A 14,830-nucleotide genomic window follows, 5' to 3' on the forward strand; every position below is an offset into this window, starting at 1 on the left:
CCGTGATCGCTCTGGCGGCCGCGGTGGCAGTGGTCGCCGTCGCGCTGAGCGAGCACCCGCCACCGGATCCGTCGAGATACTCGGATCCGACGATCACCCGCGGCACACCGTGACGCACGAGACGTCGCCGGAAGGGTGGCGTCAAGAAGATCCGACGACCCGTCAAGGTCCCGTCAAGACTGTGCGTGAAGGATCGGTGGCGGGCCTAGGAATAGGTCGTGTCCGACCTTCTCTATGTGCTGCTGACCCTGGCCAGCTTCGCCGGCCTGGCGATGCTCGCCGGCGTCATCGACCGCTACCTCACCGATCCCGACCCCGAGCCTGACGAGCCCGCAGCCGCGACCGCCACCGCCACTGCCACCGCGGAGGTGACGCGATGAGCGAGCGCAGCGAGTTCATCATCGAGGCCCTCATCGCGACCGGAGCGCCAGCGGAGGTGACGCGATGAGCGAGACTGCGGCGGCCTTCGGTCAGTTCGCGGTGCTCGTGGTGGCGCTGGTGCTCGTCGTCCCGCCGCTCGGCCGCTTCCTCGCCCACCTCTACACCAGCGAGAAGCACCTCGCGGTCGAGCGCGGCACCTACCGGCTGCTCCGTCTCGACCCCGACGCCGACCAGCACTGGCGGGTCTACGCGCTCTCGGTGCTGGGGTTCTCCCTGGTCGGCATCCTGTTCCTCGAGGCGTTCGGGCGTCTGCAGCAGCACCTCCCGCTCGACATCGGCATGAGCGCGCTGCCTGCGGACGGCGCGTGGAACACCGCGGTCTCCTTCGTCACCAACACGAACTGGCAGTGGTACTCCGGCGAGGCGGCCACGGGTCACCTCTTCCAGATGGCCGGCCTGGCGGTGCAGAACTTCGTCTCCGCGGCGGTCGGCATGTCGGTGGCGGCGGCCTTCGCCCGCAGCCTGGCCCGCAGCCGCGCGGGCGGCCGGGTCGGCAACTTCTGGGCCGACCTCGTGCGCACCGTCGTGCGGGTACTGCTGCCCGGCGCGGTCGTCGGCGCCCTGCTGCTGGTCGCCGCCGGCGTCGTCCAGAACTTCGCGGCGCCGCGCCTGGTGACCACGCTCGACGGCGGCAGCCAGGCGATCACCGGCGGCCCGGTGGCCAGCCAGGAGGTCATCAAGGAGCTCGGCACCAACGGCGGCGGCTTCTACAACGCCAACTCCGCGCACCCCTTCGAGAACCCGACCGCGTTGACGAACATCCTGGAGATCTTCCTGATCCTCGTGCTGCCCTTCGCGATGGCCTGGGCCTTCGGCCACATCGTCAAGGACCGCCGTCAGGGTGCCGCCGTCGTGTCGGTGATGGCCCTGCTGCTCACCACCTCGATCGCACTGATGACCTGGGCCGAGATGGCCGGCCACGGCACCGCCCCGCAGCTCGCGGGTGGCGCCATGGAGGGCAAGGAGGTGCGCTTCGGCGAGGCCGCCAGTGCGTTGTTCGGAGCGGCCACCACCGGCACGTCGACGGGTGCGGTCAACGCCATGCACGACTCCTTCACCGCCGCCGGCGGCGGGCTGGCGATGTTCAACATGATGCTCGGCGAGGTCGCCCCCGGCGGTGTGGGCTCGGGCCTGTACGGCATGTTGATGCTCGCCGTCGTCACGGTGTTCCTCTCCGGCCTCATGGTCGGTCGCACCCCGGAGTACCTCGGCAAGAAGATCGGCCAGCGCGAGATGGTGCTCGTCGCCGCCTACGTGCTCGCCACCCCGGTGCTCGTGCTCGTGGGCATCGCCACCGCGATCACCGCGAACGCGGGCCTCGCCGGGTTGCAGGAGTCCGGGTCGCACGGTCTCTCCGAGGCGCTCTACGCGGTCACCTCGGCGGCGAACAACAACGGTTCCGCCTTCGGCGGCCTCACCTCCGGGACGCCGTTCTGGAACACCCTGCTCGGCCTGCTCATGCTGTTCGGGCGGTTCCTGCCCCTGATCCTCGTGCTCGGTCTGGCCGGCCGGTTCGCCGCCGCCCGCACCCTGCCCGCCGGTGCCGGCACCCTGCCGACGCACCGCCCCCTGTTCGTCGTCCTGCTCACCGGAGTGGCGATCGTGCTCGTCGGCCTGACCTTCGTGCCCGTCCTCGCCCTCGGTCCGATCGCGGAGGCCCTGCTGTGACCGCCCTGTCCCCCTCGCCCGCGCCCTCGCGCGACGGCGACGACCACCCCCGCCGCGCGGGCACCGTCGGCGGCACTCCCGTCGGCTTCGGTCGACGTCAGCTCCTCGCAGCGCTGCCCGACGCGTTCCGCAAGCTCAGCCCGGTCGCGCTGCTCGCGACGCCGGTGATGCTCGTCGTCGAGATCGGCGCGGTGGCCACCACCGTGCTGTCGATCATCGACCCCAGCACGCTCGGCTGGATGGTGACGGTCTGGCTGTGGCTGACGGTGCTCTTCGGCACCCTCGCCGAGTCGGTCGCCGAGGGCCGCGGCAAGGCGCAGGCCGCCAGCCTGCGCGCGCTCCAGGCCGAGACCGACGCGCGCCGACTGCGCCCCGACGGCACCGAGGAGCACGTGCCCTCGACCAGCCTCCACCAGGGCGACCTGGTGGTCGTCGAGGCCGGCGAGCGCATCCCCGGCGACGGCGACGTCGTCGAGGGCGTCGCCTCGGTCGACGAGTCGGCGGTCACCGGCGAGTCCGCCCCCGTGATCCGCGAGTCCGGCGGCGACCGCAGTGCGGTGACCGGCGGCACCGAGGTGCTCTCCGACCGCATCGTCGTGCGCATCACCGCCGAGCCGGGCCACTCCTTCGTCGACCGGATGATCGCGCTCGTCGAGGGTTCCGAGCGGCAGCGCACCCCCAACGAGATCGCGCTCAACGTGCTGCTCGCCTCGCTGACGGCGATCTTCGTGGCCGTCGTCGGCTCGCTCTACTTCGTCGCCGACTACAGCGACGCCCACCAGTCGGTGCTCGTGCTGACGGCCCTGCTGGTCTGCCTCATCCCGACCACGATCGGCGCCCTGCTCTCGGCCATCGGCATCGCGGGCATGGACCGCCTCGTGCGCCGCAACGTGCTGGCGATGTCGGGCCGCGCTGTCGAGGCGGCCGGCGACGTCGACGTCCTGCTGCTCGACAAGACCGGCACCATCACCTACGGCAACCGCCGCGCGAGCGAGGTCGTGGCCGTCGGCGGCACCGTGCAGCGCTACCTCGAGGAGGCCACCGTGCTGGCCTCGCTGGCCGACGAGACCCCCGAGGGGCGCAGCATCGTCGAGCTGCTCGAGGGCGTGCAGCCCGAGCCGCTGGCCGACGCCGTCCTCGTCGAGTTCTCCGCGGCCACGCGGATGAGCGGCCTGGACGCCGCCGGCCGCCAGGTGCGCAAGGGCGCGGCCTCGGCGGTCGAGGCCTGGGTGCGCGCCGAGGGCGGCACCGTGCCCGACGACCTCGCGCCCGCCGTCCAGCGGGTCAGCGAGCTCGGCGGCACCCCGCTGGTCGTCGCCGACCGGGTCGGCACCGACGCGCCCCGCGTGCTCGGCGTCGTCCACCTCAAGGACGTCGTCAAGGAGGGCATCCGCGAACGGTTCGAGGAGCTGCGGGCCATGGGCATCCGCACGGTGATGATCACCGGCGACAACGCCGTGACCGCGCGGGTCATCGCCGCCGAGGCCGGTGTCGACGACGTGCTCGCCGAGGCGACCCCGGAGGACAAGCTGGCCCTCATCCGCTCCGAGCAGCGCGGGGGCCGCATGGTCGCCATGTGCGGCGACGGCACCAACGACGCGCCCGCGCTGGCCCAGGCCGACGTCGGCGTGGCGATGAACACCGGCACCATGGCGGCCAAGGAGGCCGGCAACATGGTCGACCTCGACTCCGACCCGACCAAGCTCATCGAGGTCGTCGAGATCGGCAAGCAGCTGCTCATCACCCGCGGCGCCCTGACCACCTTCTCGGTGGCCAACGACGTGGCGAAGTACTTCGCGATCCTGCCGGCGATGTTCGTCGGCACGTTCCCGCAGCTCGACGTCCTCAACATCATGCGGCTCAGCTCGCCGGCCTCGGCGATCACCTCCGCGGTGGTGTTCAACGCGCTCATCATCGTCGGCCTGATCCCGCTCGCCCTGCGCGGCGTGGCCTACCGGCCGTCGTCCGCGAGCTCCCTGCTGCGCCGCAACCTGCTCATCTACGGCGTCGGCGGCCTGATCGCCCCGTTCCTCGGCATCAAGCTGCTCGACCTCGTCATCTCGCTCATCCCCGGACTGTGAGGCCCACCGTGAAGGATCTCGTCGCTCTCGGCCGCTACTCCCTGGCCGGCCTGCGGATGCTGGTGCTGGCCACCGTCGTCCTCGGCCTGGCCTATCCGCTGCTCGTCACCGGCATCGCCCAGGTGGCGTTCCCCTGGCGCGCCGACGGCTCGCTCGTCACCGCCACCGGCGCCCACACCGATCAGGCCGGGGACGCCGTCGGCTCGGCGCTCATCGGCCAGCTCGTCACCGACCCCGGCCTCTTCCAGCCGCGGCCCTCGGCGGCCGGCGACGGCTACGACCCGCTGGCCACGGCCGGCTCCAACCTCGGCCCGGAGAGCCCCGACCTGGAGAAGGCCATCGAGCAGCGCCGTGCCGAGATCGCCGAGCGCGAGGGCGTGCCGGCCTCCGAGGTGCCCGCCGACGCGGTCACCGCGTCGGCCTCCGGCCTCGACCCCGACATCTCCCCGGCCTACGCTGCGCTCCAGGTGCCGAGGGTCGCGAAAGCCCAGGGGTTGAGCGAGGACGCCGTACGCCAGCTGGTCGCCCGGTTCACCTCCGGGCGTTCGTGGGGCACGCTGGGGGAGGCGCACGTCAACGTGCTCCGACTCAACATCGCGGTCCGGCAGGCCGCCCAGGCGAGGAGCTCCAGCTGACCGACGATCCGACCGACGAGCGAGCGGCCCCGGCGGCCCCGAACGCCATCGCGCCCCGACCCGGGCGGATGACCGTGTACCTCGGGGCCGCTCCCGGCGTGGGCAAGACCTACGCGATGCTCGACGAGGCGCGGCGCCGGCTCGAACGCGGCACCGACGTCGTCGTCGGGTACGTCGAGACCCACGGCCGCCAGCACACCGAGGGCAAGCTCGACGGGCTCGAGGTGCTACCCCGGCGGCGGATCGTCTACCGCGACACCGAGTTCACCGAGCTCGACGTCGACGCGGTGCTGGAGCGGCGCCCGGCCGTCGTCCTCATCGACGAACTCGCCCACACCAACGTGCCCGGCAGCCGCCACGCCAAGCGCTACCAGGACATCGCCGACCTGCGGGCCGCCGGCATCGAGGTCATCACGACCGTCAACATCCAGCACCTGGAGTCGCTCAACGACGAGGTGGAGCGCATCACCGGCGTGCGCCAGCGCGAGACCGTGCCCGACGAGGTCGTGCGCACCGCCGACGCCATCCAGCTCGTCGACATGGCACCCGAGGCGCTGCGCCGCCGGATGGCGCACGGCAACATCTACCGCCCCGAGAACATCGATGCCTCGCTGGCCTCCTACTTCCGCGTCGGCAACCTCACCGCCCTGCGTGAGCTCGCGCTGCTGTGGCTCGCCGACCGGGTCGACGACGCGCTGGGTGACTACCGGCGCGCGCACCGCATCGAGCACCCGTGGCCGACCAAGGAGCGCATCGTCGTCGCGGTCACCGGCGGCCCCGAGAGCGTCACCCTGCTGCGCCGCGGCGCCCGCCTGGCCCAACGCGCCGCCGGCTCCGAGCTCATCGCACTGCACGTGGTCGCCGCCGACGGCCTGCGCACCCACGACGAGCAGACCATCACCCGCACCGTCGAGCTCGCCCGCTCATTGGGCGCCAGCTACCACTCGGTGGTCGGCGAGGACGTCCCCGCCGCCGTCGTCGACTTCGCCAGCGGCGCCAACGCCACCATGATCGTCGTCGGCGTCTCCCGGCACGGCCGGCTGCGGCGCAGCTTCCTCGGCACCACGGGCGACCGTATCGCCCAGCTCGCCGGCTCGATCGACGTCCACCTCGTCACCCACGAGCAGGTCGCCGGCCGGTGGCGTCCCGGCCGGCTCACCTCGGCCCTGCCGATCCGCCGGCAGGTCGCCGGCTGGCTGCTGGCCTTGGCGCTCCCGCTCGCGCTGGCCGAACTGCTGCGCCTGCCCGAGATCAGCTCGGGCCAGCTCGACCTGGTGACGCTCGTGCTGCTGGCCAGCACCGTGCTCATCGCGCTGGTCGGCGGCCTGCTGCCCGCGATGCTCGGCGCGGTCGTCAGCTTCCTCAGCCTCAACTGGTGGTTCACCCCGCCGACGGGCACCTTCACCATCGCCGAGCCGCGCAACCTGCTGACGCTGGTGGTCTTCGTGGCCGTCGCCATCGGCGTCGCCACCGTGGTCGACCGCGCCTCCCGGCTGGCGAGCGACGCGCTGCGCGCGCGCACCGAGGCCACGACCATGACCTCGCTGTCGCGCTCGGTGCTCACCGGTCAGGACACCGCCGAGGCCATCGTCCAACGGGTGCGCGAGACCTTCGGCCAGAGCGCCGTCTCCCTGCTCGAGCGGACGCCGGGCGGCTGGGCCCTCCTCGCCGGTGACGGTGCCGACCCGCCCACCCGGCCCGGCGACGGCGTCGCCGAGGTTGTCGTCGACGACGACCACCTGCTCGTGCTGCGCGGCGAGCCGCTGCGCGCCGGCGACCGGCGCGTGCTCGAGGCGTTCGGCATCCAGACCAGCCTGGTGCTGGAGTACCGCCGGCTGCGCGAACGCGAGGTGCGGGCCGCGCTGCTGGAGTCGACCGAGGCCACCTCCACCGCGCTGCTGCGCGCGGTCTCCCACGACCTGCGCACGCCGCTGGCCACCATGCGGGCCTCCGTCGACGGCCTGCGCACCGCCGAGGTCGACGCCGCCGACCGCCGCCTGCTGCTCGACGCGCTTGGCGACGCCGGCGAGCAGCTCGAACGGCTCATCGACAACCTCCTCGACCTCTCCCGCGTGCAGGCCGGGCTGGTGCGACCCCAGCTCGTGTCGGCCAGCCTCGACGAGGCCCTCCTGCCTGCGCTCGTCGGCTTCGCGCCCGGCGAGGTCAGCCTCGAGTTCGGCGACGACGTCCCCTGGGTGCTCACCGACCCCGGTCTGCTCGAGCGGGTCGTGGCCAACCTCGTCGGCAACGCGGTGCGGGTCTCGGCCGGCGTCCCCGTGCGCGTGCTGGCGCACGTGGGCCGCGACGCCGTCGACATCCTCGTCGTCGACCGGGGGCCCGGCGTCCCGCCCGAGCAGCGCGAGCGGATGTTCGAGCCCTTCCAGCGCCTCGACGACCACAGCCCCGGCGGATTGGGCCTCGGCCTGGCCGTGGCGCGCGGGCTCACCGAGGCCCTGGGTGGCAGGCTGAGTGCGGAGGACACCCCCGCCGGTGGCCTCACCATGGTGCTCAGCCTCCCCCGCGCCCCCGGTGTCGAGGACGACGCCCGCGTGGATGCGACCGGAGGTGTGCGATGAAGAAGCGGGTGCTGGTCATCGACGACGAGCCCGCCCTGGCGCGCGCGCTCGCCATCAACCTGCGCGCCGCCGGCTGGGACGTCGTCACCGCCGCCGACGGGCGTTCGGGTCTGGCCGCGGCCGCCGACACCCACCCCGACGTCGTCCTGCTCGACCTCGGCCTGCCCGACATGGACGGCACCGAGGTGCTCGCCGGCCTGCGCGGCTGGACCACCGTGCCGGTCGTCGTCCTCTCGGCGCGCCAGCACGGCGAGGACAAGATCGAGGCCCTCGACCTCGGCGCCGACGACTACGTCACCAAGCCGTTCGCGATGAACGAGCTGATGGCGCGGCTGCGCGCCGCCGTCCGCCGCGTGCACCAGGCGCCGCCGGCGGAGTCGCTGGAGGTCGGCGACCTGCTCGTCGACTTCGCGCGCAAGCGGGTGCTGAAGAAGGGCGAGGAGGTGCGCCTGACCCCGACCGAGTGGGCGTTCCTCGACCTGCTGGCCCGCAACCTCGGCAAGCTGGTGCCGCGCGAGGAGATCCTGCGCAAGGTGTGGGGCCCGGGCACCGAGAACCAGACCCACTACCTGCGGGTCTACGCCGCGCAGTTGCGCCGCAAGATCGAGGACGACCCGGCGCACCCGCGCTATCTCATCACCTCGAGCGGGCTGGGCTACCTGCTCGAGTCGCAACCCGCTGCGGAGACGTCACCCGAGCCGACCCCCGAGCCGACCCCCGGGGCGTGACCCCGACGCCCGCACCGCGGCTGAGCGTCCACGCCGCCAGGCCGACGCCGGCGAGCAGGGCGAGGTGCCCCAGGTCGCCGTGGTGGAAGGTCAGCGTGCCCGCGGTGTTGACGACGAAGCCGGTGAGCATCGCCCAGCCCGTCACCGCGACCAGCAGCCCGTAGCCGAGCGGCACGGTGAGCGCCGTGGCCGCCACGACGACCAGCACGGCGGGCAGGTCGACCGCCCCGGCTCCCAGGCGCACCGCGACCGCGGTGACGACGGTGACGGCGGCCGCTCCGAGGGCGGCCCGGACGGCGGGAACGGATGCGACGAGGGACTCCACGCCACCAGCACACCGGTTCCCGCGCGGCGAGGGAAGGTGCTCTGACGGCACCTTGACGCACCCCTGACGGCCTCCGTCGCCGAATATTTACGGATCCTTGATGGGGCGTGTGACGAGATCGGTGTGGAAGGGGCGCCCGGAGCGGACACGCTTGTCGTCATGGCCACCGTCGTCGAGCCCCGCCCGTCCGCCCCGGACGACGCTGCCGGCTCCCCCGGTCCGCTGCGTCGTTGGCTGATGGCCGACCTCGGCGACCACCGCTCCCGTCCCGCCGCCCACGGCACCCCGCCGTCCACCGAGGAGCCCGCCCAGGGCAAGTCGTGGTGGCGGGTGATGTGCCTGACCGGCGTCGACTACTTCTCCACCCTCGGCTACCAGCCGGGCATCGCGGCGCTGGCGGCCGGCCTGCTCTCCCCGATCGCGACCATCGTGCTGGTCATCCTCACCCTCGCCGGAGCCCTGCCGGTCTACCGGCGGGTGGCCTCGGAGTCGCCCCACGGCGAGGGCTCGATCGCGATGCTCGAGCGGCTGCTCTCCTTCTGGAAGGGCAAGCTGTTCGTGCTCGTGCTGCTCGGGTTCGCGGCCACCGACTTCCTCATCACCATGACGCTCTCGGCGGCCGACGCGACCGCGCACATCGTGGAGAACCCGCACGTGCCGAGCGCCTGGCACGGCCACGAGGTGCTCATCACCCTGGTGCTCCTCGGGCTGCTCGGGGCGGTGTTCCTGCGCGGCTTCGGCGAGGCGATCGGCATCGCCGTCCTGCTCGTCGCGACCTACCTGCTGCTCAACGCGGTCGTCGTCGCCGTCGGCATCTACCACGTCGTCACCGAGCCCTCGACGATCTCGGGCTGGACCGACGGGCTCACCCGCGAGCACGGCAACCCGTTCCTCATGGTCGCCATCGCGCTGGTGGTCTTCCCCAAGCTGGCGCTGGGGATGAGCGGGTTCGAGACCGGCGTCGCCGTGATGCCGCAGGTGCGCGGCGGAGTCGGGGACGACCCGGCGCGACCGGCCGGGCGCATCCGCGGCACGCAGCGACTGCTCACCACGGCCGCGCTCATCATGAGCGTCTTCCTCATCACCAGCAGCTTCGTCACGACCCTGCTCATCCCGAAGGCGGAGTTCGAGCCCGGCGGCGAGGCCAACGGCCGGGCGCTGGCGTTCCTGGCCCACGAGTACCTCGGCTCGGCCTTCGGCACCGTCTACGACGTCTCGACCATCGCGATCCTCTGGTTCGCCGGCGCCTCGGCGATGGCCGGCATGCTCAACCTGATCCCGCGCTACCTGCCCCGCTACGGCATGGCGCCGGACTGGACCCGCGCCGTGCGACCGCTCGTGCTCGTGCTGATCGCCGTCGCCTTCTTCGTCACCTGGTACTTCGAGGCCAGCGTCGACGCCCAGGGCGGCGCGTACGCCACCGGCGTCCTGGTGCTGATGACCTCCGCCGCGGTCGCCGTCACCCTGGCGGCCCGATCGGCCGGGCAGAAGCGCCAGACCATCGGCTTCGGAGTCATCGCGGTCGTCTTCCTCTACACCACGGTCAACAACGTCTTCGAGCGGCCGGACGGCGTGAAGATCGGCGCCTGCTTCATCGCCGCGATCATCGCGGTCTCGCTGTGGTCGCGCGTGCGGCGCGCCTTCGAGCTGCGGGTGCAGACCATCGAGCTCGACGCCACCGCCGAGCGGTTCCTGCGCGACTGCGCGCGCCGCACGATCCGGCTGGTCGCCAACGAGCCCGACGCCGGCGACGCCCTGGAGTACGACGAGAAGGTGCGTCAGGTCGTGCGCGACAACGACCTGCGCGACGAGGGCGACGTCATCTTCGTCGAGGTCGTCGTCACCGACCCCTCGGAGTTCGAGGGCACCCTGCGCGTGCACGGCGAGGTCGTCTGCGAGACCCGCCGGGTGCTGCGCTTCGAGTCCGCGACGGTCCCGAACTCGCTCGCGGCGCTGCTGCTGCACGTGCGCGACACCACCGGCGTGACCCCGCACATCTACTTCGAGTGGACCGAGGGCAACCCGGTGGTGCAGTTCCTGCGGTTCATCGCCTTCGGTGTCGGCGAGGTCGCCCCGGTCACCCGCGAGGTGCTGCGCCGCGCCGAGCCCGACCGGTCGCGGCGGCCGCACGTGCACGTCGGCTGACCCGACCTGCACGGGGGCCGCTCGCGCGGTCTGGTGTCATGGGCGCATGCATCTCATCGAGTTCGAGGGCAAGCGCCCCACGGTCCACCCCGACGCCTTCGTCGCCGCCACCGCCACCCTCATCGGCGATGTGACCGTCGAGGCCGGGGCGAGCATCTGGTACGGCGCGGTGCTGCGCGCCGACATCTGCACGATCGTGGTGAAGGCCGGCACCAACATCCAGGACAACTCGGTGCTGCACGCGGCGCCCGGGGAGACCCTGACCCTCGGCCCGAACGCCACCGTCGGGCACTCCTGCGTCGTGCACTGCCGCGACATCGGCGAGAACGCCCTCATCGGCAACGGCAGCACGCTGCTCGACCACGCGACGGTCGGCGACCGTACCCTGGTGGCGGCCGGGTCGGTGGTCACGCCCGGCGCGGAGATCCCCGCCGAGGTCGTCGCCGCGGGCATCCCGGCCAAGCCGACCAAGCCGATCACCGGCACCTCCTCGGAGTTCTGGGTGCAGACCAACGCCGAGTACTACCGCGACCTCGCCCGCCGGCACGCCGCCGGCGCCGTCCCGGTGGAGTGAGCGCGATGAGCGACGCCGTCCGGCTCGAGACCGACGGTGCGGTGGCGACCGTCGTCCTGCACCGGCCCGAGGCCCGCAACGCCGTCGACGGACCTACGGCGGCCGCCCTCGAGGAGGCGTTCGCCGCGATCGAGGCGGACGCCGACCTCGCCGTCGCCGTGCTGTGGGGCGCGGGCGGCACGTTCTGCGCGGGCGCCGACCTCAAGGCGATCGGCACCGACCGCGGCAACGCCCTCCACGAGGTGGGGGCCGGTCCGGGGCCGATGGGGCCGAGCCGCCGGGTGCTGTCCAAGCCGGTCATCGCCGCGATCGAGGGGCACGCCGTCGCCGGCGGCCTCGAACTCGCCGCCTGGTGCGACCTGCGGGTCGCGGCGCGGGACGCCGTCCTCGGGGTCTTCTGCCGCCGCTGGGGCGTGCCGCTCATCGACGGCGGCACCGTGCGGCTGCCGCGGATCATCGGCGAGGGGCGGGCCCTCGATCTCATCCTGACCGGCCGTCCGGTCGGGGCCGAGGAGGCCGAGCGGATGGGACTGGTCAACCGGCTCGTCGAGCCCGGACACGCGCGCGAGGCCGCCGAGCAGCTCGCCCGGGAGTTGGCGGCGCTGCCGCAGACCTGCCTGCGCGGCGACCTCGCCTCGGCCCGCGAGCAGTGGGGGCTGCCGGAGGGCGAGGCGCTGGCGGTCGAGTGGCGTCATGGCCTGCGCTCGCTGGCCGCCGACGCGTTGGCGGGTGCCGAGCGGTTCGCCGCCGGTGCCGGACGGCACGGCGCGCCGCAGTGAGGGCGCGGGCGGGTCAGCGGCCGCGGCAGACCGCGATGAGCGTGCCCGACGCCTTGCCCTCGTAGGCCGCCCAGCCGCGGGCGAAGCTGACGATCCGCACGTCGCCGCGGTCGGTGCGCAGCAGCGCGGACGCCGGGATGACGTCGGCACCGAAGCCGGTGTAGGAGCAGCGCTCGCGCACCATCAGGGCGTCGATGCGGGCCGAGAGCGGGTCGACCGAGGTGGTCTGGTCGGTCTCGTTGGTGGCCGTCGCGGTGCCGGTGATCTGGGTGCCGAGCATCGCCACGACGACGGCGCTGGCGAGCGCGGTCTTGGTGACGGTGAGCGCCACGCGCCACGGGCGCGGCGGACGGCGCCGGGCCTGGGAGCGGTTCGCTGTGAGCATCACGTGCACTCAACGAGGCACCGCGGGGGAGGTGACGGTCGTCATCGCCCGGTGTGGTCCACCTCGCGCCGGACCCTGGGCCGTCCGGTCGCCGGTCGCCCGCCGACCGTGACAGCACCGGTGACAGGATGGGGCCCATGACGACCTGGTTCGCCTCGCCCGCCGACGCCGCCACGCGCCTGGAGGCGAACGGTTACCTGGCCGACGCCGCCTCGGCCACGACGACCTTCCTGGCCGGCGCGCTGGAGAAGCCGCTGCTGCTGGAGGGGCCCGCCGGCGTCGGCAAGACCGAGCTCGCCAAGGCCGTCGCCCGCGCGACCGGCGCCGAGCTGGTGCGCCTGCAGTGCTACGAGGGTCTCGACGAGGCCCGGGCGCTCTACGAGTGGAACTACAAGAAGCAGCTGCTGCGCATCCAGGCCTCCCAGGGCCAGGAGTGGGACCAGACCCACGACGACATCTTCACCGACGAGTTCCTGCTCACCCGTCCGCTGCTCACCGCGATCCGCCGCGACGAGCCGACGGTGCTGCTCATCGACGAGGTCGACAAGACCGACGTCGAGGTCGAGGGCCTGCTGCTGGAGGTGCTCTCGGACTTCCAGGTGACGATCCCCGAGCTCGGCACGGTCGCCGCGGTGCGGCGTCCGTTCGTGGTGCTCACCTCCAACGCCAGCCGCGAGCTGTCCGAGGCCGTCAAGCGACGTTGCCTCTACCTCCACCTCGACTACCCCGACGTCGCCCGCGAGCGGCAGATCCTGCGCTCCCAGGTGCCCGAGCTCGACGACGCGCTCGCCGGCCAGCTGGTCGCGATGGTCGCGCGGCTGCGCGAGCTGGAGCTGAAGAAGGCGCCCTCGATCGCCGAGTCGGTCGACTGGGCGCGCACGCTCATCGCCCTGGAGATCCGCGACCTCGACGACGACGCCGTCAGCCGCACGCTCGGCGTCGTCCTCAAGCACGTCTCCGACCAGGAGCGCGCCGTCAAGGAGCTGCGGCTCCCGCGCTGACCATGGCCGCCCCCGACCCCGCAGCTTCTGCACCGCCCGCACCGCGCGGCTCCGGCATCCTCGACCGCCACCTGGCGTTCGTCGAGGCGCTGCGCGCCGCCGGGCTGCCGGTCTCGCTCGCCGAGGACCTCGACGCGATCGCCGTGCTGGGCGCGCTCGACTGGGACGACCGGGTGGTGGTGCGCGAGGGCTACGCGGCCGCGGTGGTCAAGAAGCACGCGCAGCGGCCCACCTTCGACGCGCTCTTCGACCTCTACTTCCCGCGGATGACCGGCGACGGCGTCGGCTCGCTCGCGCCGCAGGACGACGACGGCGGGGACGACGACGGCACCGGGGGCACCGAGGGGGCCGACGGCGCCGAGGAGCAGCCGGGCGGGGTGCGCGACAACGCCGAGGCGCTCTCGGACTTCCGCCAGCAGCTGCTCGAGGCGCTGGTCGCCGGCGACCAGGAACGGCTCTCGCAGCTGGCCGCCGAGATGGTGGCCCGCTTCGGGGCGATGCCGGGCCGGGGGCCGGGGCTCTCCTCGTGGTCGGCCTACACCGCGCTCCAGCGGGTGGCGCCGCAGGAGCTCGTCGACCGCATCGTCGAGGGACTGCTGGCCCAGGGCCGCACCGAGGAGGAGGCCACCCGTGCCGCCGCGCAGCGCGTCGGCGGCTTCACCGCCTCGGTCGAGAACGACGCCCGCCGCCGCATCGCCGAGGAGAAGGGGCCCGATCACGTCGCCAAGGTGGCGGTGAAGCCGACCCTCGACCGGCTCGACTTCCTCCAGATGCGCCGCACCGACCTCGAGCAGATGCGTCGCGAGATCTACCCGCTGGCCCGGCGGCTGGCGACCCGGCTCACCCAGGAGCACCACGCCCAACGCCGCGGGCCGCTCGACTTCCGCCGCACGGTGCGCGCCTCGGTGTCCACGGGCGGCGTCCCGCTGGTGACCCACCACCGTCCGAAGCGGCCGCACCGCACCGAGCTCGTCGTGCTGTGCGACGTGAGCGGCAGCGTGGCCAACTTCGCGCAGTTCACCCTCATGCTCGTCTTCGCCCTGCGCGACCAGTTCCGCGGGGTGCGGGCCTTCACCTTCATCGACCACATCCACGAGGTGACGCCGTACTTCCGGCCCGGCGCCGACCTCCAGGAGGTCATGGCCGACCTCGCCGCCAGCACCGCCCACGCCGCCTTGTGGGGCCGCACCAACTACGGCCGGGCGATCGAGCGGTTCGCCGAGCAGCACCCCGACGCGATCGGCCCCAAGACCTCGCTGCTCGTGCTGGGCGATGCCCGCTCGAACTACTCCGACCTCGCCCTGGAGACCCTGCGCGGCATCACCGACCAGACCCGCAACGCCTGGTGGCTCAACCCCGAGCACCGGCGGCACTGGGACACCGGCGACTCCGCCGCCCGCCGCTACGGCGAGGTGGTGCCGATGGTCGAGTGCCGCAACCTCACCCAGCTCGCCGAGTTCGTGCACGACCTCCTCTGACCTGCCGTCGACGT

The 14,830-nt window shown here is 73.1% G+C and carries 13 protein-coding genes; 11 read left to right on the forward strand and 2 right to left on the reverse strand.

Annotated elements, in window-relative coordinates; translation table 11 throughout:
- Positions 1-218 precede the first annotated feature (218 nt).
- The 6 genes from ABD671_RS13710 to ABD671_RS13735 all read left to right on the forward strand — a co-directional run bounded on the left by ABD671_RS13710 (position 219) and on the right by ABD671_RS13735 (position 8,129).
- The gene (locus ABD671_RS13710) at positions 219-380 is read left to right on the forward strand and encodes a hypothetical protein (RefSeq protein ID WP_344733981.1); all 162 of its coding nucleotides are present in this window, start codon (positions 219-221) and stop codon (positions 378-380) included.
- Positions 381-444: 64 nt separating this feature from the next.
- Complete coding sequence (gene kdpA, locus ABD671_RS13715; protein ID WP_344733982.1) at positions 445-2,109, forward strand: potassium-transporting ATPase subunit KdpA; 1,665 nt, start codon at positions 445-447, stop codon at positions 2,107-2,109.
- Entirely contained in the window at positions 2,106-4,190 is a 2,085-nt protein-coding gene (kdpB, locus tag ABD671_RS13720) for a potassium-transporting ATPase subunit KdpB (protein WP_344733983.1), read from the forward strand. The genes kdpA and kdpB overlap by 4 nt, the downstream gene beginning before the upstream one ends.
- A 56-nt stretch (positions 4,191-4,246) precedes the next feature.
- Positions 4,247-4,825, forward strand: coding sequence for a potassium-transporting ATPase subunit KdpC (gene kdpC, locus ABD671_RS13725; protein WP_344734104.1), 579 nt, complete (start codon positions 4,247-4,249; stop codon positions 4,823-4,825).
- Positions 4,826-4,893: 68 nt separating this feature from the next.
- Positions 4,894-7,401, forward strand: a complete 2,508-nt coding sequence (locus ABD671_RS13730; protein ID WP_344733984.1) for an ATP-binding protein — start codon at positions 4,894-4,896, stop codon at positions 7,399-7,401.
- Positions 7,398-8,129 (forward strand): response regulator transcription factor, encoded by a 732-nt coding sequence (locus ABD671_RS13735; protein WP_344733985.1) that lies wholly within the window; start codon positions 7,398-7,400, stop codon positions 8,127-8,129. The genes ABD671_RS13730 and ABD671_RS13735 overlap by 4 nt, the downstream gene beginning before the upstream one ends.
- Here ABD671_RS13735 and ABD671_RS13740 read toward each other — a convergent pair.
- Entirely contained in the window at positions 8,038-8,454 is a 417-nt protein-coding gene (locus ABD671_RS13740) for a hypothetical protein (protein WP_344733986.1), read from the reverse strand. The genes ABD671_RS13735 and ABD671_RS13740 overlap by 92 nt on opposite strands.
- Positions 8,455-8,613: 159 nt before the next feature.
- Between ABD671_RS13740 and ABD671_RS13745 the strand changes: the two genes are divergently transcribed.
- From ABD671_RS13745 to ABD671_RS13755, 3 genes are read left to right on the forward strand one after another with little or no spacing between them, the layout of a single operon-like run.
- Positions 8,614-10,599, forward strand: a complete 1,986-nt coding sequence (locus ABD671_RS13745) for an APC family permease (protein WP_425574920.1) — start codon at positions 8,614-8,616, stop codon at positions 10,597-10,599.
- Positions 10,600-10,645: 46 nt separating this feature from the next.
- Positions 10,646-11,173, forward strand: a complete 528-nt coding sequence (locus ABD671_RS13750; protein WP_344733987.1) for a gamma carbonic anhydrase family protein — start codon at positions 10,646-10,648, stop codon at positions 11,171-11,173.
- A 5-nt stretch (positions 11,174-11,178) separates the two neighbouring features.
- Positions 11,179-11,952 carry a crotonase/enoyl-CoA hydratase family protein gene (locus ABD671_RS13755; RefSeq protein WP_344733988.1) on the forward strand — a complete coding sequence of 258 codons (774 nt, stop codon included), beginning with the start codon at positions 11,179-11,181 and terminating at the stop codon, positions 11,950-11,952.
- Between the two features lie 13 nt (positions 11,953-11,965).
- Here ABD671_RS13755 and ABD671_RS13760 read toward each other — a convergent pair whose 3' ends face one another.
- Positions 11,966-12,337, reverse strand: a complete 372-nt coding sequence (locus tag ABD671_RS13760; RefSeq protein WP_344733989.1) for a hypothetical protein — start codon at positions 12,335-12,337, stop codon at positions 11,966-11,968.
- A gap of 128 nt (positions 12,338-12,465) precedes the next feature.
- Here ABD671_RS13760 and ABD671_RS13765 point away from each other — a divergent pair, with 128 nt between their 5' ends.
- Both ABD671_RS13765 and ABD671_RS13770 read left to right on the forward strand, forming a co-directional pair.
- Positions 12,466-13,338 carry an AAA family ATPase gene (locus ABD671_RS13765; protein ID WP_344733990.1) on the forward strand — a complete coding sequence of 291 codons (873 nt, stop codon included), beginning with the start codon at positions 12,466-12,468 and terminating at the stop codon, positions 13,336-13,338.
- A 2-nt stretch (positions 13,339-13,340) separates the two neighbouring features.
- Positions 13,341-14,816: a vWA domain-containing protein gene (locus ABD671_RS13770; RefSeq protein WP_344733991.1), complete on the forward strand. Its 1,476-nt coding sequence runs from the start codon at positions 13,341-13,343 to the stop codon at positions 14,814-14,816.
- Positions 14,817-14,830: the final 14 nt, after the last annotated feature.

Source organism: Nocardioides fonticola, assembly GCF_039536805.1.
In the GTDB taxonomy this organism is placed as follows: Bacteria; Actinomycetota; Actinomycetes; order Propionibacteriales; family Nocardioidaceae; genus Nocardioides; species Nocardioides fonticola.

What these genes read in the sequence shown, in the direction of transcription:
- kdpA (WP_344733982.1), top strand. Translation starts at nt 445, where the DNA reads ATGAGCGAGACTGCGGCGGCCTTCGGTCAGTTCGCGGTGCTCGTGGTG.
- ABD671_RS13765 (WP_344733990.1), top strand. Translation starts at nt 12,466, where the DNA reads ATGGGGCCCATGACGACCTGGTTCGCCTCGCCCGCCGACGCCGCCACG.
- ABD671_RS13755 (WP_344733988.1), top strand. Translation starts at nt 11,179, where the DNA reads ATGAGCGACGCCGTCCGGCTCGAGACCGACGGTGCGGTGGCGACCGTC.
- ABD671_RS13730 (WP_344733984.1), top strand. Translation starts at nt 4,894, where the DNA reads ATGACCGTGTACCTCGGGGCCGCTCCCGGCGTGGGCAAGACCTACGCG.
- ABD671_RS13770 (WP_344733991.1), top strand. Translation starts at nt 13,341, where the DNA reads ATGGCCGCCCCCGACCCCGCAGCTTCTGCACCGCCCGCACCGCGCGGC.
- ABD671_RS13750 (WP_344733987.1), top strand. Translation starts at nt 10,646, where the DNA reads ATGCATCTCATCGAGTTCGAGGGCAAGCGCCCCACGGTCCACCCCGAC.
- ABD671_RS13735 (WP_344733985.1), top strand. Translation starts at nt 7,398, where the DNA reads ATGAAGAAGCGGGTGCTGGTCATCGACGACGAGCCCGCCCTGGCGCGC.
- ABD671_RS13745 (WP_425574920.1), top strand. Translation starts at nt 8,614, where the DNA reads ATGGCCACCGTCGTCGAGCCCCGCCCGTCCGCCCCGGACGACGCTGCC.
- kdpC (WP_344734104.1), top strand. Translation starts at nt 4,247, where the DNA reads ATGCTGGTGCTGGCCACCGTCGTCCTCGGCCTGGCCTATCCGCTGCTC.
- ABD671_RS13760 (WP_344733989.1), bottom strand. Translation starts at nt 12,337, where the DNA reads ATGCTCACAGCGAACCGCTCCCAGGCCCGGCGCCGTCCGCCGCGCCCG.